Source organism: Plantibacter sp. lyk4-40-MEA-4, from assembly GCF_030209415.1.
GTDB lineage: Bacteria > Actinomycetota > Actinomycetes > Actinomycetales > Microbacteriaceae > Plantibacter > Plantibacter flavus_A.
Genome location: NZ_JARVSA010000003.1, coordinates 413,644 through 431,566 on the forward strand (window position 1 = coordinate 413,644; position 17,923 = coordinate 431,566).

Here is a 17,923-nt window from a genome sequence, read left to right on the forward strand (position 1 = left end):
CCACACCGTGAAGCGCTCGCTCGAGGTCCTCTCGGACGGCATCCTCGCCGAGCGCGCGGCCGACGGAGACGTCACCGCCTTCGAAGTCCTCGTCTTCCGGCACGGTTCCCTCATGCGCGCCTACGCCGTCCGCGTGCTGGGCAACCAGTCGGAGGCCGAGGACGTCGTGCAGGACGTCCTGATCCAGGCGTGGGGTCAGCTGGACCGACTGAACGACCCGAACGCGGTGAAGTCCTGGCTGATGCGCATGGTCTCGAACCGGGCGATCGACCGCATCAGGCGCCGCCGCGAGCACAGCGAGATCGAGGATTGGAATGCACCCGCCCCGTCCCATCAATCCCCGGAACGGGTCGTCGAGGTGCGCATGCAGATGAGCGCACTCGCTTCGGTCCTGGACCGACTCCCCGCCATGCAGCGTGCGTGCTGGATGCTGAAGGAGACGGGCGGGCTGTCGTACGTCGAGATCGCCGAGTCGCTCGGGGTCCCGGCGTCGACGGTGCGCGGGCAGCTCGCGCGGGCCAGACAGACCGTCCTGCGGGAGATGGAGGTGTGGCGATGAACGACGACGACCACGAGTCCATGCTCGACGGCCTGGCAGGTGCCGACCTCGACGGGCACACCATCGACGAGCTCTCCGACTACCTCGACAGCGGCCGCGAGCCCCTCGACCCCGACATCGAAGCCTCCCCCGGCTGCCAACTCGCCCTCGACGCCCTCCTCCGGCTGCGCACCCAGACCTGGGCGCTGCTCAAGTCGGAGGCGGCGACGCACTCCGAACAGGACCGCTCCTGGATGCACGCGGTGCTCCAGAACATCTCGCTCGAGGCGCACGCCGGTCGGGACATCCCGCTCAGGCATCCGGACCCCGAGGTGCACCTGCGCATCACGGAAGGCTCCGTCCGCACCCTGATCCGTGGGGTGGGCGACAGCGTCGGCGGGGTCATCGTCGGTCGGGTCCGTCTCGACGGCGATGTGACGACCCTGGACGCGCCCATCACGGTGTCGATCACCGCCTCGGCCGCGTTCGGCAACAACCTCGGACGACTGTCGCAGCTCATCCGGGATCGCGTCGTCGCGGAACTCTCCACGCACACCGAACTCAACGTGGTCGCCGTCGACGTCACGATCATCGACATCCACACGCAGCGCGTCGCCCGGCCGGAGGACTCCTGATGGACACCGATGCCGCACTCTCGCAGCAGCTCACCGCCGTCGTCGCATCGACACCGGGGGTCACGACGGTCTACGCGACCGGGTCGCCGATCCGTGTGGTCCTGCGGACCGTCACCGATGCGATCGGTCCTGACGACGAGACGTCCGCGAAGGTGGCCGTCGGTCGCGAAGCAGACGGTGCGCTGACGATCGGCGTGACCATCGGCGTGACCGACGGCGCTCCGGTCCCGGCGACCCTCCGTCTCGTCGGCGATGCGATCCGCGGGGTGCTCGCGACGTCGAGGGAGGGGACGCCGATCCATGAGATCGACGTCCGCGTCTGCCGGATCGAGGACGCAGCACCGCTGGGAACGCCGCTCACCGGCTCGGCGACCACGCTGTAGACCCCGTCAGACGGGCGCCGGCTCCTGCTGCGCCGTGGGTGCCGTGCCGGTCGTCCGCGCACGGTGGCGACGTTCGATCGCCTGGCCGACATAGCTCGCCACGATGATCAGCGCCGCACCGAGCACACCGAGCGCGCCGATCACCTCCCCCGCGATGAGCACGCCGACGAGGAGCGCCCAGACGGGTTCCGTCCCCATGAGGATGCTCGCGCGCGAGGCCGAGGTCCGCCGCACCGCCCACAGCTGGACGACGAAGGCGAACACGGAGCACAGGAGACCGAGGAACAGCACGTCCAGCCATCCGCGCAGGTCGAGCCGGGTGACGGCCGCGGCGAGCCCGTCACCGGCGATGAGGCTGAACGCGCCGGCGCACACGAGCATCTGGACGAAGACCACGCCGAGCGTGCTGTCGGTGCGGCCTCGGGTCAGGTGTGCGCTCGACGTCACGTGCACCGCGCGGACGACGGCGGCGGCGATCACGAGCGCGTCGCCCGCCGTGGGTGCGCGGAGGCCGCCGTCCGACACGAGCAGCGCGACACCGACCACGGCTGCGACCGCGGCGACGAAGTAGGACCTCGGGAGCCAGGACCGCGAGGCGACACCGTCGAGCACCGGCGTCATGACGAGCGCGAGGCTGATGAGCAGCCCGGCGTTCGTCGCCGAGGTCAGGTGCACGCCCCACGTCTCGAGGCCGATGATCGCGGCCTGCGAGCAGCCGAGTGCCGCCGCGATCAGCAGGCCCCGTCCGCGCGGGAGGCGCTCCCGCCGCACGAGGCAGATGAGCCCGATGGCGATCACCGCCACCAGGAAGCGCAGGGCGACCGCGGCCGGCACACCGGTGACGGCCGCGAGGTCCTTCGCCGCGAGGAAGCTGGCGCCCCAGACCGCTGCGACCCCGACGAGCAACACGTCGACGATGAGTTCGGAGGGTGCGCGGCGGGCCATGCCGCTACTCTCCAGGAGACGGACACAATAGAACAACGGCCAGTGTCTGGATCGACGATGAAGGAATCACTTATGGATCCTGCCCGCCTCCGGCTCCTCCGCGAACTCGGCGACCGCGGGAGCGTCGCTGCGGTCGCCGCGGCCATGCACGTCAGCGCCTCGGCCGTTTCGCAACAGCTCGCCGCGCTGCAGGCCACCATGCCGGTGCCCCTCACCGAGAAGCACGGGCGTCGCCTCGTCCTCACCGAGGCCGGCGAAGCCCTCGCCATCGCCGCCGCGCGCGTGGAGGAGGCACTCGCCGAGGCCAGGGACGCCGTGGACTCCTTCCTCCAGCACGAGCAGCGCCCCGTGAGCGTCTCCGCGTTCCACAGCGCTGGGCTGGCGTTCTTCGGACCGCTGCTCGCGGGCGGTCCCGTTCCCGGAGTCGATGCGACCGGTCCGGTTCCGCGGCTCCTCCTCGCCGACGCCGACGTCGCGCAGGACCGCTTCGCCGGTCTCACCGCCGACTACGACCTCGTCATCGCCCACCGCCTCCCGCACGAGCCGGCGTGGCCGCTCGACCGCCTCGTCGTGACGCCGCTGCTCGTCGAGCCCCTGGACATCGCGATGCACGAGACGCATCCGCTGGCCGCACAATCGGAGGTACGGCCGGAGGATCTGCGGGACGAACGCTGGATCTCGACGCACGAAGGGTTCCCGCTCGCCGGCGTCCTCCACCATCTGGGCGCTCTGAGCGGACGGGCGCCGCGGATCGACCACCGCATCAACGAGTTCTCGGTCGCCGCCCAGGTCGTCCGCACCGGAGCTGCGATCGCCGTCATGCCGCGTACCACGGCGGCGCCGTTGGCCGTCGACGGCATGATCCTCCGACCGGTCGCCGGCGCGGTCCTCGTCCGGCACGTCGACGTCCTGGCCAGACCGGAGGCGATGGCGCGGTCCGCGGTCCGGTCGGTGCTCGCCAGTCTCCAGCGCGTGGCCGCCGACGCGGCACGCTGAGCTCGTATCAGCCCTCCGACGAGACGTCCACCCCCAGTCGCCCGACGTCCGGGAGGCGCAGGGTGGACGGACAACGACGAAGGAGCATCCATGCGCGCACTCACGTACCAGGGTCGCCGGTCGGTGTCGGTCGAGACCGTCCCGGACCCCGCGATCACCGCCCCCACCGATGCGATCATCCGTGTCACCTCGGCAGCCATCTGCGGCTCCGACCTCCACCTCTACGAACTGTTCGGCCCGTTCCTCGACCGCGGTGACGTCCTCGGCCACGAGACGATGGGTGTCGTCGAGGCCGTCGGCTCCGAGGTCACCCGCGTCGCGGTCGGCGACCGGGTCGTCATCCCCTTCACCATCGCGTGCGGCGAGTGCTTCATGTGTCGCAACGGGCTGCAGTCGCAGTGCGAGACGACCCAGGTGAAGGAGCACGGCAGCGGCGCCTCCCTGTACGGCTACACGAAGCTCTACGGCCAGGTGCCGGGCGGACAGGCCGAGTTCCTGCAGGTCCGGCTCGCCGACGCGAACTGCATCGTCGTCGGTCGCGACCTGCCCGACGAGTCCTACCTCTACCTGAGTGACATCCTCCCGACCGCCTGGCAGGGCGTCGACTACGCCGGGGTGCCGGACGGCGGCTCGATCACCGTGCTCGGCCTTGGCCCGGTCGGCCAGCTCGCGGCTCGCATCGCCAAGCACCGCGGTCTCGAGGTCTTCGCCGTGGACCCGGTGCCGGAGCGCCGTGCCCTCGCCGAGCGCCACGGCATCCGTGCCCTCGACCTCTCGGACGACCTGGTCGCGGAGCTCCGCGACGCCACCGGTGGACGCGGCCCGGACGGGGTCGTCGACGCCGTCGGCATGGAGGCCCACGGGTCGCCGATCGCGGCTGCGGCACAGACGGCCGTCGGCGTGCTGCCCGACGCGCTCGCGCGACCGGCCATGGAGCACGCCGGCATCGACCGGCTCGCCGCCCTGCACACCGCGCTCGAGCTCGTCCGCCGTGGCGGCGTCGTGTCCCTGAGCGGCGTCTACGCCGGTGAGGCGGACATCATGCCGATGAAGTCGATGTTCGACAAGCAGGTGTCGCTCCGGATGGGTCAGTGCAACGTCGCCCGCTGGATCCCGACGCTGCTCCCCCTCGTCGAGGACAGCACCGACCCGCTCGGCGTGCTCGACCTCGCGACCCACCGCGTGCCGCTCGCCGAGGCTCCGGCGATGTACGAGACCTTCCAGAAGAAGGAGGATGGCTGCATCAAGGTCGTCCTGAAGCCGTCGGCGTAACCGCCCACTGTACGAAACGACCCGCGCCGATCATTCGGCGCGGGTCGTTTCGTGTCAGGCGGTCAGCAGTGCGTCAGAGCCCGGTCACCAGTCCGTCGGACCGGCGCTCCCCGCCTCGTACTCCTCGAGCGGCGTCTCGCCGGCGGCCCAGGCGGTGACGACCGGGGTGACGATGCGCCAGCACTGCTCGGCGATGTCGCCGCGCACCGACAGCAGCGTGTTCTCCTGCAGGAGGCCGGCGAGCACCTGCGCGTAGGCGCTCAGGGTCGCGGCACCAGGGTCCGCCTCGAGCTCGACCCGGCGCAGGCCGTCGACGTCATCGGCCCCGGTCACGATGAGGTCGAGGTGCACCGCACCGCCCTTGAGTGACATCCGGAGGACGGTGTCGGCGTGTCCGTCGGGAGCGTCGAGCCCCGTCGGCGCGGCCGAGCGGCGGAAGTGGACGGCGACCTCGCGGCGCGGGTCGCCGATCCCCTTGCCGGAGCGCAGGACGAACGGCACCCCCTGCCAGCGCGGGGTGTCGACCTGGAGCAGGAGCTGTGCAAGCGTCTCCGTCTCACGGGAGGCGTCGACGTCGGGCTCGTCCACATAGGAGGGGAAGAGCCGGTCGCCGACCCGACCCTCGGTGTACCGGGCGCGACGGGCGGTCGACGGGTCGTCCTTCCACAACCGGACGGCGCCGAGGACCTCGGCGATGCGGTCGTGGACGTCGGTCGGCGTCACCGCGTCCGGCCGCTCCATCGCGGTGAGCGCGAGGACCATCAGCAGGTGGCTCTGCAGCATGTCGCGGAGCGCGCCGGTCTGGTCGTAGAACGCCGCACGACCCTCGAGCCCCAGCTCCTCGTCGTAGAGGATCTCCACCTTCTCGATCTGTTCCGCGTTCCAGCCCGCCTCGAGGAGTCGGTTGCCGAAGCGGAGGCCGAGCATCCCGAGGACGGTCGCGTTGCCGAGGAAGTGGTCGATGCGCCACAGACGCTCCTCCGGCACGACGTCGGCGAGCGCCGCGTTGAGCGCCTGGGCGTCGGCGAGGTCGTCGCCGAAGGGCTTCTCGATGGCGATGAGGAGGTCGTCGGGCAGGTCGATCTGCGCGAGCGCCTCGGCGACCTTGCGCCCGGCGGACGGCGGGAGCGCGATGTAGAGGATCGGTGAGCCGGTGCAGGCGTCGAGCAGTGCACGCAGTTCGTCGGGGTCGGAGGCGTCGGTCGGGATGAACTCCGTCGTCGACACCAGTGCGTCGACGGTCCGGGCCCCGATCCCGGCGTCCTCGAGGCTGGCACGGACGGTCGCACGCCACTCCTCGTTCGGCTGCGGCGTGCGGGCGGCACCGATGATCTGTAGCGAGATGTCGCGTGCGGCGTCGACGACCTCGCCGAGGCCGGGGATCAGGAGCCGCTTGGCCAGGTCGCCGTTGGCACCGAGGATCGCGATGGTGCGCTTCGTCGGTTCCAGCGACTCCGCGTCCGGGATGCCGGGTACGGTGTCGGGATCGGGCTGGGTGGTGGTGTCGGACTGGTCGCTCATGGTTCCATCCTGACCGAGCGCCGGATGATCGTCGTGGGGTTGCGCACGCCCGCACCCCGGTCACCGAGCCCCACTCGGTCACCGAGCCCCACTCGGTCACCGAGCCCCACTCGGTCACCGAGCCCCACTCGGTCACTGAGCTTGTCGAAGTGCAGGGACCGGAACGCCGCCCGCGCTACGCCGAGTCGCGGACCACGAGTTCCGTCGGGAGCGTGATCGCCGCGGGCCGCTCGCCCTCGATGACCTGGAGGAGCAGTCGCACCATCTCGGCGCTGATCCGCTCGAACGGCTGACGCATCGTCGTGAGGGCGGGATCGGTGCCGACCGCGATGCTCGAGTCGTCGAAGCCGCCGACGGCGACGTCCTCCGGCACGCGTCGGCCGGCGGTACGCAGAGCGTCGATGGCGCCGGCGGCCATGCGGTCGTTGGCCACGAAGACGGCGTCGATCGTCGGATCGGCCTCGAGCAGCGCGCTCATCGCCGCTTCACCGCTCGCACGGCCGTAGTCGCCGTGCCGGACGAGCCGGTCGTCGAACGCCTCGCCGAGTTCGAGCCGGTAGCCCTCGAGTCGTGTGACGCCGCCCGGGGTGTCCTCGGGTCCGGCGATCGTCGCGATCCGCGTCCGGCCGAGCCCACGCAGGTGCGCCACCATCTCGCGGGCGCCCTCGAGGTCGTCCGCGGCCACGTACCCGAGGCGCTTCTGGAACCCGAGCGGGATGCCGCACGCGATGGCCGGGACCTTCGAGTCCACGATGTCGCTGATGAGCCGCTGTCCGCTGTGCGCCGAGACGAGCAGCACGCCGTCGACGTGACCCGCCTCGATGTAGGCGAGCGCGCGCTCCTGCTCGGCAGCGCTGCCCGCCATGATGAGCACGAGCGATAGCTGCCGTTCGGCGAGCGCCTGCGCGGCCCCCGTCAGCAGCATCGAGAAGTTCGGGTCCTCGAAGAGCAGCTGGTGGTCCTCGGTGAGGAGGAACGCGACCGATCCGGTGCGGTTCGTCGCGAGGCTCCGCGCGTGCGGGTTCACGCGGTAGCCGGTCTTCCGGATCGCCGCGTCGACAGCCGCCTTCGCGTCCTGGCTGACCCAACGCCCGCCGTTCAGCACCCGCGACACCGTGCCGCGGGAGACACCGGCGGCCTCCGCGACGTCGTCGATCGTCGGGCGCCGACGGGACGGGACGGTGGTCATCCCGTCAGCCTAGTGCTGAGGCTTCGCGCACGACGGCGGCACCTTCTGCTGCCACCGTGCGGGCCACGGCGGCTCATGCCTTCACGGCACCGGCCGCGAGGTCCACCCGCCAGAAGCGCTGCAGGATGAGGAAGATCAGGATGAGTGGCACGATGGCGAGCAGGGCACCCGTGATCACGAGGGTGTACAGCGCGGGGGCGGAGGCCCCCTGGTTGAGCAGCCCGTTGAGGCCGACGGTGATCGGGAACAGCGAGTCGTCGCCGAGCATGATGTACGGCAGCATGAAGTTGTTCCAGATGGCGACGAACTGGAACAGGAAGATCGTGACGAGTCCGGGCAGCATCATCGGCATCGCGATGCGTCCGAAGATGCGGAACTCGCCCGCGCCCTCCGTCCTGGCCGCCTCGATGACGTCGGTCGGCACCGCTGCGGCCGCGTAGATGCGGGCGAGGTAGATGCCGTACGGGCTGATGATCTGCGGCAGGAGCACACCCCAGAAGGTGTTCGTCAGCCCGACGTTCGCCAGCAGGAAGTACTGCGGGATCGCGAGGATGACCCCCGGCACGAGCACGCCCATGAGCAGGATGCTGAAGACGGTGCGCTTGCCCGGGAAGTCGAACTTGGCGAGCACGTAGCCCGAGATCGCGGAGACCCACGTGGAGGCGATCGCACCGATGCCCGCGTAGAGCGCGGTGTTCACCATCCAGCGCCAGAAGAGTCCGTCGCGGTACTGGGTCAGCTCGACGATGTTGTCGAACAGATGGGTGCTCGGCACGAGCGTGAAGGTGGAGAACAGTTCGCCGCTGCTCTTCGTGGATGCCATGAGCACCCAGAAGACGGGGAAGAGGCAGTAGATCGCGCCGAGGATGAGGATGCCCGTCGAGATGCCGCTGGGCCGGTCGGAGCGCATGGTCGTGCTGCCGGCGCGTTCGCGGCGTCGCGCACCGGCGGGTCGGTCGATTCGAAGCGTGGTCATGGTGTCAGTCCTCCTGACCGAAGGCTCGCTTCTGCACGACCCGGAGGAAGAGGAAGGAGACGATGAAGGTGGCGACGGCGATGATGATCGAGGTCGCGGCGGCCGAGTAGATGTCGTCACGGGTGAACGCGTCGCGGTAGACGAGCATGAGCGGCGACCAGCTCGTGGAGAGGCTGTTCGTGAGCGGCCGCAACGTCGTCGGCTCGGCGAACACCTGCAGGGTGGCGACCATCGAGAACAGGGCCGTCATGACGAGCGCTGGGGCGACGATCGGGATCTTGATCCGCAGTGCGATCTGGATCTCGCTCGCGCCGTCGATGCGGGCGGCCTCGTAGATCTCACTCGGCACGGCCTTCAGCGAGGTGTAGATGACGATCATGTTGAAGCCGACGCCACCCCAGAGGGCGATGTTCGCGATGCCGAAGATGATGGTCCCCGAGGACAGGATCTCCGGGGCGTCCCAGCCGAGGCTGTCGAAGATCGCGTAGAAGGGGCTCACAGCCGGGAGGTAGAGGAAGCCCCAGAGCAGCGAGCTGATCACCGCGGGCACCGCGTACGGCAGGAAGATCGAGATGCGCGAGAACGAGACCGCCCGGGTGCGACGGGAGTCGAGCAGCAGGGCGAAGAGCAGGGCGAGTCCGAGCATGCACGGGATGAGGATGAGGCCGTACAGCAGCACGCGTCCGACACTCGCCGCGAACTCCGGGTCGTTGAATGCACCGAGGTAGTTCTCGAAGCCCGCGAAGGCCGTCGTGCGAGCACCGGAGCCGAGGCCGAGCCCCGTGACCTGCTTCTTCTGGAAGCTCAGGAACAGCGTGTAGACGATGGGCGCGGCCATGAACACCAGGAACAGGATGATGCCGGGGGCGAGCATCGCGTACGGGATGAGCACCCGACTCTTCAGGTTCTTGCGCGATCGGGCCGGCGGGCGCGAGCCTGTCGGTGGATCCTGGGTGGGCCGGATCGTGTCCAGCGCGGATGGTGCAGCCATGCCGATTCCTTGGGTCGAGGGCGGGAGCGGGGCCGGCTCGATGAGCCGGCCCCGTGGGACTACTTGACCGAGAAGCCGCTCTTCTTCAGGTCGTCGATGGTGATGGACTGCATCGCGGCGACGGCGTCGGAGAACGCCTGTGCGGTCTTCGCCTCGGCCGCCTTCGCGAACTCGTCGTTGTAGGCGCTGAAGGCGACGTTGACGTTCGGGCCGTAGGTGAACGGCGCGACGGTCTCGGAGGCCTTCGACGCGATGTCGTAGAAGTCGCTCTGCTGGCTGAAGAACTCGGGCGACGTCTTGAGGGCGTCGGCGGCGACCTTCGTCGCGGCCGGGTAGACCCCGGACACGTCGGCGAGCGCGGCGACGGCCTTCGGGTCGGTGTTCAACCAGGTGGCGAATTCGACCGCGGCTTCGGCGTGCTTCGACTGAGTCGTCACCGCGGTGGACGACCCACCCCAGTTGCCGTTGGAGGGCTTCGAGGCGTCCCACTGCGGCAGCTCGGCCGCGGTCCACTTGCCGGCCGTGTCGGGGGCGTTGCCGCCGAGGACGCCGGGTGCCCAGACGGAGGAGATCCAACCGACCTGCGAACCGTCGTTCAGCCCGGCGTTCCACTCGGGCGTGTACATCGGCTTGTTGTCGATCGCGCCCTCCTCGACGAGTCCGCCCCAGTACGAGGCGACCTGCTCGGTCGGGCCGGCGTCGATGTCGACTCCCCAGCTGTCGCCGTCGATCGACCACCACGAAGCACCCGCCTGCTGCGCGAGTCCGGCGAACCAGCCGGCGTCGTTCGCGGAGAAGGTGCCGAGGTACTTCGTCGGGTCGGCCTGGTGGACGGCCCGGGCGACCTGTGCGTACTCGTCCCACGTCGTCGGCACGCTGAGGCCGAGGCTGTCGAGGATGTCGGTGCGGTAGTAGGCCATCATGGGGCCGGAGTCCTGCGGGACGGCGTAGACCGCATCGCCACCGAGCGTGACCGAGTTCCACACGCCGTCGGAGAAGTCGTCCTTGAGATCGGCTGCGCCCTGCTTCGAGATGTCGGCGAGCGCGTCGGACGCCACGAGCGTCGGGATCTTCTGGTACTCGGCCTGGATGAGGTCGGGAGCGCCACTGCCGGCCTTGATGGCCGTGAGCAGCTTGGTGATGGCGGGGTCGCCACCGTCCTGCTTCTGCACGACCACCTGGATGTCGGGGTGGTCCTCGTTCCACAGCTCCACGACCTGCTCGAGGTTGGGCGCCCAGGCCCAGTAGGTGAGTTTGACGGGGCCGGACTCCGTGCCGCCCGAGGATGCCGAGCATCCGGAGAGCAGTAGGGCCGTCGTGGCGACCGTGGCGATGCCGATGTGGCGAAGCGTGCTGCGCATTCGTCCTCCTTGTCGAAAGCTGGGGCGCTCTGGTGCGGGGCAGCGACGCTTCGATGGAGAACGTCGTTGTACCTGTGAGCGGTTACAGTTATTCACAACCGTTTCACGTTGTCAACATCGAAAATCCTGCGAGACCTGTCGCCTGAGTCTGTGATAGAACTGGGAGCGCACACAGCCAGGCGATCGAACGGATCCGCTCTCGGCCCACTGAGTCACAGGAGACGCAGCATGACCATCGAGCTCGACCCGCTCACCGCACGGGCCACCTGGATCCCCGGCACCACCGGCCTCCGCTACGGCGGCGACTACAACCCCGAACAATGGCCGCGGGAGACCTGGCTCGAGGACATCGCCCTCATGCAGGCGGCCGGTGTCGACCTCGTGAGCGTCGGGATCTTCTCCTGGGCGGTCCTCGAACCGCGCGAGGGCGAATACGACTTCAGCTTCCTCGACGACATCATCGGTCTGCTGCACGAGGCCGGCATCTCGGTCGACCTCGCGACGCCGACGACGGTGCCACCGGCCTGGTTCTGGAAGCGCCACCCCGAGGCCCACCCGGTCACCCGCGAGGGACTGCGGCTCGGCCACGGCTCACGCGGCATCGCGAGCCCCAGCTCCCCCGCCTACCGTCGCGCCGCAGCCGCGATCACCGAGCAGCTCGCCGCCCGCTACGGATCACACCCGGCCGTCGTCCTCTGGCACGTGCACAACGAGTACGGCGCACCGATCAGCGAGGACTACTCCGACGGCTCGGTGCTCGCCTTCCGGGCGTGGTTGCAGCGGCGCTACGGCTCGATCGAAGCACTCAACGCCGCCTGGGGCACCCGCTTCTGGGGGCAGGACTACGGCGATTGGGACGAGATCGACGCACCGCGCGTCTCGGCCTCCGTCGTCAACCAGACGCAGCGACTCGACTTCGCCCGCTACACCTCGGACATCCTGCTCGAGTGCTACGTCGCCGAGCGCGACATCATTAAGCGGTACGCACCGGAGACCCCGGTGACGACGAACTTCATGGCCACGAACTGTCGCTCGATCGACTACTGGGCCTGGAGCCGCGAGGTCGACATCGTCGCCAACGATTACTACCTCGTCGCGGAGCGGGAGGACAACCACATCCTGCTCGCGCTCGACTCGGACCTCACCCGCTCACTCGCCGGCGGCGACCCGTGGATCCTCATGGAGCACTCCACCTCGGCGGTGAACTGGCAGCCGCGCAACATCGCGAAGCGCGCAGGCGAACTCGCCCGCAACAGCGCCAGCCACCTGGCCCGCGGGGCCGACGCGATCCTCTACTTCCAGTTCCGCGCCTCGCGGTACGGCGCGGAGAAGTTCCACTCGGCGATGCTCCCCCATGCCGGCACGGAGAGTCGCATCTGGCGTGAGGTCATGGCGCTCGGTCACGACCTCGGCAAACTGGACGAGCTGGTGGGCTCCCGGGTGCGCAGCGAGGTCGCGATCCTCTGGGACGTGCAGTCGTTCTGGGCCCAGGACCTCGAGTGGCGCCCGTCGGTCGAGCTCGACCATCGCGAGCGCGTCGAGGCCTATTACGCCGCCCTCTGGCGGGCTGGCGTCACCGTCGACTTCGTGCACCCGCACGACGACCTGAGCGGCTACCGCCTCGTCCTCGCCCCGTCGTTGTACCTGGCGGACCGCGAGACCTCCGAGAACCTCACCGCGTATGTCGAGGGCGGCGGCGCCTTCGTCGTGTCGTACTTCTCGGGCGTCGTCGACGAGCACGACGCCGTCTGGGAGGGTGGCGCACCGGGAGCGTTCCGTCGGGTGCTGGGCCTCTCGGTCCCGGAGTTCCTGCCGTTGCACGAGGGAGAGACCGTCCAGCTGGACGACGGACGGACCGGCTCGAGCTGGAGCGACGACATCGTGCTCGAGGGAGCCGAGGCCGTGTCGGGCTACGTCACCGGCCCCGCCGCCGGTCAGCCCGCGGTGACCCGCAACCGGTTCGGCGCCGGCACCGCCTGGTACGTCTCCACGAAGCTCGACGAGGCCGGACTGTCGGAGCTGCTGTCCGAAGCCTTGGAGCAGGCAGCCGTCGACGCGCCGCCGGTACCGCCGCTCGGGCTGGAGATCGTGACCCGCTGGGGCGAGGAGGCGTCGTTCACGATCGCGATCAACCATGGCGACGAGGATGCGCAGCTCACGACGACCGGTGCGGTCGAGCTCCTGACGGGCGAGCCGGTGGTCTCGGGTGCGGTGGTCATCCCGGCGGGTGCGTTCCGCGTGATCCGGACCCCGCTCGGCGGCTGAGCGAGGAGCGGGCTCAGGCGCCCGTCGACAGGCTCGGGGACCGGATTCCCGTTCACCAATCACACCCGTCGACAAGCTCAGGGACCACGTCTCCGTTCATCAGTCGCCCCCTTCGACAGGCTCAGGGACCGGGTCTCCGTTCATCAGTCGCACGCGTCGACAAGCTCAGGGACCGGGGTCCCGGTCACTGAGCCACACACCCGGTCACTGAGCCACACACCCGGTCACTGAGCCTGTCGAAGTGCGACCCCGCTCCACATCCCGACCGCTCGTCGAATCCGTCAGAGCCTCGTCAACTGACCATCTCGAATGTCAGTGGTCCGTGGTGGACTGGAGTTATGACCGAGACCTCCACCACCCTCCCGGTGCGCGCGGTGGACGTCTTCGAAGAGCGCCTCGCGCAATTGTCCGACGAGTTCGCCGGCATCGCGCGCGAGCGTGCAGCACTCGACGCCCGGGAGGCTCGTCTCCTCGCGAGGTCGGCAGCCCTGGCCGACGCCATGGCGGACAGCCTCGTGTCGCACGACGAGACGCCCGCACAGCGGAAGGCGCTCATCCGTCGTTCCACCTGTGCGACGCTCGCCATGGCGACGCGTGCCTCCGAGCAGACCCTGCATCGAGCCACCGGCGATGCCGAACGGCTCGTCGCCGATGCCCCGGATGTCCTTCGCGCGCTGGAGGACGGTCGCATCTCGAGCCGGCACGCGCGGACCATCACCGATCAGCTCCAAGACATCCCGGTGCACGGGCGAGCCGCGTTCCTCGAAACGGTCCTCTCCATCGCGGAGCAGTCCACCGTCGCACGACTGCAGCACCAGACCCGCACCCTCCGCGAGCGACTGCACCCGGAGTCCATCACCGTGCGGGCGGCCAGGTCGGAGGCCGACCGTCGGGTGGAGATCGAGCCTGCAGCAGACGGCATGGCGTGGGTTCATCTGTTCACCACGGCGCCCGTCGCCGTCGCGATCGGAGAACGCCTCGACACGCTCGTCGGTGCCGCCCACCTGACGGACGACGACCGCACCTGTCAGCAGCTGCGCGCCGACGCGCTCGGCTCGCTCTGCATCAGCGGTACCACCTCGGCCGACCAGACCGACCCCGAGGGCCGGCGCTCACCGATCGCCCGGCCGGTGGAGGTGCTCGACGACATCCAGCCCACGGTGAACCTCACCGTGCCCGTGCTCAGCCTCCTGGGGCTGAGCGAGGCCCCGGCGACCCTCGACAGCTACGGCCCGATCGACCCCGAGACCGCGGCGCGGCTCGCGGTCAACGCGCCCTCGATGACGAGGGTGCTCACGCACCCGGAGACGAGCGCGGTCGTCTCGGTCGGGCGGCAGCAGTACCGCGTGCCGGCAGATCTGCAGCGAGCGGTCCGCCTCCGCGACGTCACCTGTCGCGCGCCGGGTTGCGGGAGACGGGCTCGGGCGTGCGATCTCGACCACTCCGTCGCCTGGGCCGAGGGAGGCACCACGAGTGTCGGCAATCTGGCGTGCGTCTGCCGACATCACCACCGACTGAAGCATCTACCCGGGTGGTCTCTCGACCATCGCCCCGATGGCGTCCTCGAGTGGACCACACCCGACGGCAGGCGACACCGCACGGAACCGGACGCGGTCCCGCCGTTCTGAGTGCCGGCCGCCGAACCGACCCCGGTCACCGAGCCGACCCCGGTCACTGAGCTTGTCGAAGTGCCCCGAACACACCTCCACGGCCAGGACACGCATCCCCGCGGGCCCTTCGACAGGCTCAGGGAACGGGTGTCTCGGTCACTGAGCTTGTCGAAGTGCCCCCGAACACTCGTCCACGCCTAGAACACGCATCCCCGCGGGCCCTTCGACACCTCGACAGACTCAGTGCGGCGCAGCTCAGGGAACGGGGCCCCGGTCACCGAGCCTGTCGAGGTGCTGCGCGCCTACTTGTCGTTCTCGGCGAGCCAGGCGTAGGACTCGGCGACGCCGCCGAAGATCTCCTTGCTGTAACCGTCGAACTCCACGACACGCGTCGCGTGCGGTGCGGCGGCGAGGATCGCCGGGATGTCGACCTGGCCCTGACCCGCGGGCTGCTGGTTCGCGAACGCCTGGGCGAGCGCGTCGGGCACGACGAGGGCGCTCTCGCTGCTCGGCAGCGCGGTGGCGATGTCACCGGAGATGATGCCGTCCTTGATGTGCAGGAACTGCACGCGGTCCCCGAGCGAACGGAGGAACGCCGGGGTGTCCGCTCCGCCGACCGTCGACCAGAAGGTGTCGATCTCGAGGACGACCTCGGGCGACAGCTGCTCGACGAAGAGCTCGAAGATCGAGCGCCCGTCGACGTGGGTCGAGAACTCCCAGTTGTGGTTGTGGTAGCCGAACTTCAGGCCGGACGCCGCCGCCTGGACGGCGAGCTCGTTGACGCGCTCGGCGAGACGTGCGGCGTCGTCGGCGGTCTGCCAGCGGTCGGTGGGGATGAACGGGTCGATGACCGTTCCGATCCCGAGCCGCGACGCCGCGTCGAACGCGACCGCCGGGTCGGCGGCGTCGATGACAGGCGCGTGGCCGGACGGGGCCGTGACGCCGGCGGCGGCGAAGGCGGTCTCGAACTCGGCCGCGCGCTCGACGAACGCGTAGGGCTCGACCTTCGTGAAGCCGATCTCGGCGATGCGGGCGACGGCGCCCTGCAGGTCCTCGGCGATGGCGTCGCGGACGGTGTACAGCTGCACGGACGGTGCGCTCATGGGTACTCCTTCGTAGCTTCGGGCGGGCACCGACGGACGCTTCCCCGCCTGTCTCACACGGCACGGAACCGCTTCTGTCGACTCGTCGACAAAAGTACCCGATGTGAGTCTACCGACTGAGACTGGACGCGCGGGTGGCCGGGCACTCATAGTCTGGAGATTCGACCGACCATCAGCGAGGGGGCACCATGGCAGACCTGGACCGGACGAGGCGGAGATCACCACGCCGTGCGATCGTCATCATCGGTGTCCTGGTCCTGGTCGCCGTCGTCGTCTATGCGCTGACCCTGAACCCGAACGTGTTCACCCTGCTCGTCGTCTGCATCGTCATCGTGGTCGCGATCGAGGCGCTGACGAGCAGACCCGACCGGCCGTAGTCCGACCCGAGGCGGGACCGCTACTTCTCGGAGCGCTTGAGCGACTTCTTGACCGCACGCTCGGCGAGGACGGTCACGTAATCCTGGACCGGACGCTCAGCGAGCGCGCTGACCTCTTCGCGCACGAGCTCACCGATCCGAGCGGAATCGACCCCCGAGTACTTCTCGCTCAACTTCGCGGTGAGCTGACGGATGATCTCTTCGTGGTCGATCTCAGTTGCCATGGACCCAGTATCGACCCACAGTTGTTGCCTGGGCTGTGAACTTCGACGTCCGTCCGCCGCTGTTCTCCGGCCGGACACCTGACCGCCGCGCTCCGTTCACCCTCCCCCTCGGGCACCCGCCGAGGATATTCTGACCGCGATGTCGAGCTCCGTGTTCGCCGTTCGACGTCAGAGTGAGGCGGGCGATCGGCGCCCCTGACGACTGGAGAAGACGATGTCGAGATACATGCTCATCATGCGCAACAGCGGGTCCGTCGAGAAGCTCGAGGACATGGACTTCGAAGCGGTCATCAACGCGATGGGCGCCTACAACGAGTCGATGATCGACGCCGGCGTGATGGTCGGCGGTGACGGCCTCACCGATGCCGCGCAGGGTGCCGTCGTCGAGTTCACGACCGAGGCGCCGATCGTCACCGACGGCCCCTACGGCGAACTCCACGAGCTCTTCAACGGGTTCTGGACCATCGAGGTCGCCACGCGCGAGGAGGCCATCGAATGGGCGAGCCGCGCTCCGCTCGGCCCCGGTAACAAGATCGAGGTGCGCCGCGTGACCGACGAGACGGACTTCGCCGACCACGCAGACAACGAGTACCTCCGGAAGGAGAAGGAGTGGCGGGCGCAGGAAGGTGTGGCGAAGCCGTCGGCCGACCCTGCCTGAGCACGACCGACGCGAGACGGACATGACCGGCGCCGGCAGGACCGGCATCGGCACGGCGGACGACGACGAGGAGGCGGAGGCGCGCTCGGACCTCCTGACCGCCGCGCACCTCACAGCGAACGACCGCGAGCGTGAGGTCCTGCTGCGGAAGGTCGCCGCACTACCGCAGTGAGGCTCGTCTGCTGCGGTGTCAGCGCGCGGACGGCACCTGCGCCGGACGATCGAAGCGCTGCCCCTCGGGCTTCGACGGCAGCAGCATGAGGACGAGGACGATGATGCTCCCGACCGACGGCACGAGGGTGAGGAAGTAGTACGGGCCGGGGAAACCTGCATCGTGCAGGCGCCGCCAGGCGATCGCCAGACTCGGCACGATGAGCGCCACCCAGGCGACGAGCAGCAGCACGACGCCGGCGATGAGCAGGACGCGGACGCCGAACCCCATGGGCCCAGGGTCCGCGAAGTCGTATCCGCTCCCCGACAGGTCTCGCTCCTCTGCAGCGGCCGCCGCCGCGGAGACAGCGGTCATGATCGCGCCGACGGTGATCAGCAGCGTCGGGACGAGCATCAGGAGCGTCGTCAGCAGCGAACTCCACCAGTACTCACTGAGCGATGCACGACCCGAGAAGTTCGCGTACTGCTTGAAGAACCGCTTGGTCGCCTGACGGAACGTCGCCCCATAGAGCGGCAGCGTCAGGTCGTCCGGCGAGCTGGCGCCCCGGGGCGGGGGCGCGACCCACTGCGGCTGGCCGTACGGAGCCTGGCCGTAGGGTGCCTGGCCATACGGCGGCTGGCCATACGGCGGCTGGCCAGAAGGGACCTGAGGGTTCGGAGGATACGTCATGGCTGCTTCCGGATCGCTGGTCGACGAGACACCAGTAT

Annotated in this window: 19 protein-coding genes; 10 read left to right on the forward strand and 9 right to left on the reverse strand. The window is 69.4% G+C overall.

Features of this window, described 5'->3' with window-relative positions; genetic code table 11:
- The first annotated feature begins 7 nt into the window (after positions 1-7).
- From QRN44_RS07215 to QRN44_RS07225, 3 genes are read left to right on the forward strand one after another with little or no spacing between them, the layout of a single operon-like run.
- Positions 8-559: an RNA polymerase sigma factor gene (locus tag QRN44_RS07215; protein ID WP_121293129.1), complete on the forward strand. Its 552-nt coding sequence runs from the start codon at positions 8-10 to the stop codon at positions 557-559.
- The gene (locus QRN44_RS07220) at positions 556-1,173 is read left to right on the forward strand and encodes an Asp23/Gls24 family envelope stress response protein (protein ID WP_121293288.1); all 618 of its coding nucleotides are present in this window, start codon (positions 556-558) and stop codon (positions 1,171-1,173) included. The genes QRN44_RS07215 and QRN44_RS07220 overlap by 4 nt, the downstream gene beginning before the upstream one ends.
- Positions 1,173-1,556 carry a hypothetical protein gene (locus QRN44_RS07225; protein WP_121293127.1) on the forward strand — a complete coding sequence of 128 codons (384 nt, stop codon included), beginning with the start codon at positions 1,173-1,175 and terminating at the stop codon, positions 1,554-1,556. Before QRN44_RS07220 ends, QRN44_RS07225 begins: the two co-directional genes overlap by 1 nt.
- A 6-nt stretch (positions 1,557-1,562) precedes the next feature.
- On the opposite strand, the gene QRN44_RS07230 is transcribed toward QRN44_RS07225, so the two are convergent.
- Positions 1,563-2,501: a DMT family transporter gene (locus QRN44_RS07230; protein ID WP_121293125.1), complete on the reverse strand. Its 939-nt coding sequence runs from the start codon at positions 2,499-2,501 to the stop codon at positions 1,563-1,565.
- A gap of 72 nt (positions 2,502-2,573) precedes the next feature.
- Between QRN44_RS07230 and QRN44_RS07235 the strand changes: the two genes are divergently transcribed.
- Positions 2,574-3,497 carry a LysR family transcriptional regulator gene (locus QRN44_RS07235; protein WP_121293123.1) on the forward strand — a complete coding sequence of 308 codons (924 nt, stop codon included), beginning with the start codon at positions 2,574-2,576 and terminating at the stop codon, positions 3,495-3,497.
- A 90-nt stretch (positions 3,498-3,587) separates the two neighbouring features.
- Complete coding sequence (locus QRN44_RS07240) at positions 3,588-4,769, forward strand: alcohol dehydrogenase catalytic domain-containing protein (RefSeq protein ID WP_175116751.1); 1,182 nt, start codon at positions 3,588-3,590, stop codon at positions 4,767-4,769.
- Positions 4,770-4,853: 84 nt separating this feature from the next.
- Here the strand turns inward: QRN44_RS07240 and QRN44_RS07245 are convergent, their stop codons facing one another.
- From QRN44_RS07245 to QRN44_RS07265, 5 genes are all read right to left on the reverse strand, one after another.
- Complete coding sequence (locus tag QRN44_RS07245; RefSeq protein ID WP_079000708.1) at positions 4,854-6,290, reverse strand: glucose-6-phosphate dehydrogenase; 1,437 nt, start codon at positions 6,288-6,290, stop codon at positions 4,854-4,856.
- A gap of 175 nt (positions 6,291-6,465) precedes the next feature.
- The gene (locus QRN44_RS07250; RefSeq protein WP_175116750.1) at positions 6,466-7,479 is read right to left on the reverse strand and encodes a LacI family DNA-binding transcriptional regulator; all 1,014 of its coding nucleotides are present in this window, start codon (positions 7,477-7,479) and stop codon (positions 6,466-6,468) included.
- A 73-nt stretch (positions 7,480-7,552) separates the two neighbouring features.
- Entirely contained in the window at positions 7,553-8,455 is a 903-nt protein-coding gene (locus QRN44_RS07255; protein ID WP_158596641.1) for a carbohydrate ABC transporter permease, read from the reverse strand.
- A 4-nt stretch (positions 8,456-8,459) separates the two neighbouring features.
- A complete protein-coding gene (locus QRN44_RS07260) occupies positions 8,460-9,446 on the reverse strand; it encodes a carbohydrate ABC transporter permease (protein ID WP_079000704.1) in 987 nt (328 codons plus the stop codon).
- A 59-nt stretch (positions 9,447-9,505) separates the two neighbouring features.
- On the reverse strand, positions 9,506-10,807 hold the full coding sequence (locus tag QRN44_RS07265) for an ABC transporter substrate-binding protein (protein ID WP_064295800.1): 1,302 nt from the start codon (positions 10,805-10,807) through the stop codon (positions 9,506-9,508).
- Positions 10,808-11,035: 228 nt separating this feature from the next.
- On the opposite strand from QRN44_RS07265, the gene QRN44_RS07270 reads away from it, so the two are divergent.
- Together QRN44_RS07270 and QRN44_RS07275 are read left to right on the forward strand one after the other, a co-directional pair.
- Positions 11,036-13,072 carry a beta-galactosidase gene (locus QRN44_RS07270; protein ID WP_175116749.1) on the forward strand — a complete coding sequence of 679 codons (2,037 nt, stop codon included), beginning with the start codon at positions 11,036-11,038 and terminating at the stop codon, positions 13,070-13,072.
- A 338-nt stretch (positions 13,073-13,410) separates the two neighbouring features.
- Complete coding sequence (locus QRN44_RS07275; RefSeq protein ID WP_285038704.1) at positions 13,411-14,700, forward strand: HNH endonuclease signature motif containing protein; 1,290 nt, start codon at positions 13,411-13,413, stop codon at positions 14,698-14,700.
- A 284-nt stretch (positions 14,701-14,984) separates the two neighbouring features.
- Here QRN44_RS07275 and QRN44_RS07280 read toward each other — a convergent pair whose 3' ends face one another.
- On the reverse strand, positions 14,985-15,785 hold the full coding sequence (locus QRN44_RS07280; protein WP_121293113.1) for a sugar phosphate isomerase/epimerase family protein: 801 nt from the start codon (positions 15,783-15,785) through the stop codon (positions 14,985-14,987).
- Between the two features lie 188 nt (positions 15,786-15,973).
- Between QRN44_RS07280 and QRN44_RS07285 the strand changes: the two genes are divergently transcribed.
- Positions 15,974-16,162, forward strand: coding sequence for a hypothetical protein (locus tag QRN44_RS07285; protein ID WP_121293111.1), 189 nt, complete (start codon positions 15,974-15,976; stop codon positions 16,160-16,162).
- Between the two features lie 20 nt (positions 16,163-16,182).
- Here the strand turns inward: QRN44_RS07285 and QRN44_RS07290 are convergent, their stop codons facing one another.
- On the reverse strand, positions 16,183-16,386 hold the full coding sequence (locus QRN44_RS07290) for a three-helix bundle dimerization domain-containing protein (protein ID WP_064295795.1): 204 nt from the start codon (positions 16,384-16,386) through the stop codon (positions 16,183-16,185).
- Positions 16,387-16,600: 214 nt separating this feature from the next.
- On the opposite strand from QRN44_RS07290, the gene QRN44_RS07295 reads away from it, so the two are divergent.
- The gene (locus QRN44_RS07295; protein WP_285038705.1) at positions 16,601-17,044 is read left to right on the forward strand and encodes a YciI family protein; all 444 of its coding nucleotides are present in this window, start codon (positions 16,601-16,603) and stop codon (positions 17,042-17,044) included.
- 22 nt (positions 17,045-17,066) lie between these two features.
- Complete coding sequence (locus tag QRN44_RS07300; protein WP_285038706.1) at positions 17,067-17,216, forward strand: hypothetical protein; 150 nt, start codon at positions 17,067-17,069, stop codon at positions 17,214-17,216.
- Between the two features lie 18 nt (positions 17,217-17,234).
- Here QRN44_RS07300 and QRN44_RS07305 read toward each other — a convergent pair whose 3' ends face one another.
- Positions 17,235-17,885: a DUF805 domain-containing protein gene (locus tag QRN44_RS07305; protein ID WP_285038707.1), complete on the reverse strand. Its 651-nt coding sequence runs from the start codon at positions 17,883-17,885 to the stop codon at positions 17,235-17,237.
- Between the last annotated feature and the right edge of the window lie 38 nt (positions 17,886-17,923).

Coding starts and splice junctions, on each gene's coding strand:
- QRN44_RS07260 (WP_079000704.1), bottom strand. CDS start 9,446: ATGGCTGCACCATCCGCGCTGGACACGATCCGGCCCACCCAGGATCCA.
- QRN44_RS07275 (WP_285038704.1), top strand. CDS start 13,411: ATGACCGAGACCTCCACCACCCTCCCGGTGCGCGCGGTGGACGTCTTC.
- QRN44_RS07240 (WP_175116751.1), top strand. CDS start 3,588: ATGCGCGCACTCACGTACCAGGGTCGCCGGTCGGTGTCGGTCGAGACC.
- QRN44_RS07305 (WP_285038707.1), bottom strand. CDS start 17,885: ATGACGTATCCTCCGAACCCTCAGGTCCCTTCTGGCCAGCCGCCGTAT.
- QRN44_RS07290 (WP_064295795.1), bottom strand. CDS start 16,386: ATGGCAACTGAGATCGACCACGAAGAGATCATCCGTCAGCTCACCGCG.
- QRN44_RS07265 (WP_064295800.1), bottom strand. CDS start 10,807: ATGCGCAGCACGCTTCGCCACATCGGCATCGCCACGGTCGCCACGACG.
- QRN44_RS07280 (WP_121293113.1), bottom strand. CDS start 15,785: ATGAGCGCACCGTCCGTGCAGCTGTACACCGTCCGCGACGCCATCGCC.
- QRN44_RS07270 (WP_175116749.1), top strand. CDS start 11,036: ATGACCATCGAGCTCGACCCGCTCACCGCACGGGCCACCTGGATCCCC.
- QRN44_RS07295 (WP_285038705.1), top strand. CDS start 16,601: ATGTCGAGATACATGCTCATCATGCGCAACAGCGGGTCCGTCGAGAAG.
- QRN44_RS07235 (WP_121293123.1), top strand. CDS start 2,574: ATGGATCCTGCCCGCCTCCGGCTCCTCCGCGAACTCGGCGACCGCGGG.
- QRN44_RS07300 (WP_285038706.1), top strand. CDS start 17,067: ATGACCGGCGCCGGCAGGACCGGCATCGGCACGGCGGACGACGACGAG.
- QRN44_RS07250 (WP_175116750.1), bottom strand. CDS start 7,479: ATGACCACCGTCCCGTCCCGTCGGCGCCCGACGATCGACGACGTCGCG.
- QRN44_RS07220 (WP_121293288.1), top strand. CDS start 556: ATGAACGACGACGACCACGAGTCCATGCTCGACGGCCTGGCAGGTGCC.
- QRN44_RS07255 (WP_158596641.1), bottom strand. CDS start 8,455: ATGACCACGCTTCGAATCGACCGACCCGCCGGTGCGCGACGCCGCGAA.
- QRN44_RS07230 (WP_121293125.1), bottom strand. CDS start 2,501: ATGGCCCGCCGCGCACCCTCCGAACTCATCGTCGACGTGTTGCTCGTC.
- QRN44_RS07245 (WP_079000708.1), bottom strand. CDS start 6,290: ATGAGCGACCAGTCCGACACCACCACCCAGCCCGATCCCGACACCGTA.
- QRN44_RS07225 (WP_121293127.1), top strand. CDS start 1,173: ATGGACACCGATGCCGCACTCTCGCAGCAGCTCACCGCCGTCGTCGCA.
- QRN44_RS07285 (WP_121293111.1), top strand. CDS start 15,974: ATGGCAGACCTGGACCGGACGAGGCGGAGATCACCACGCCGTGCGATC.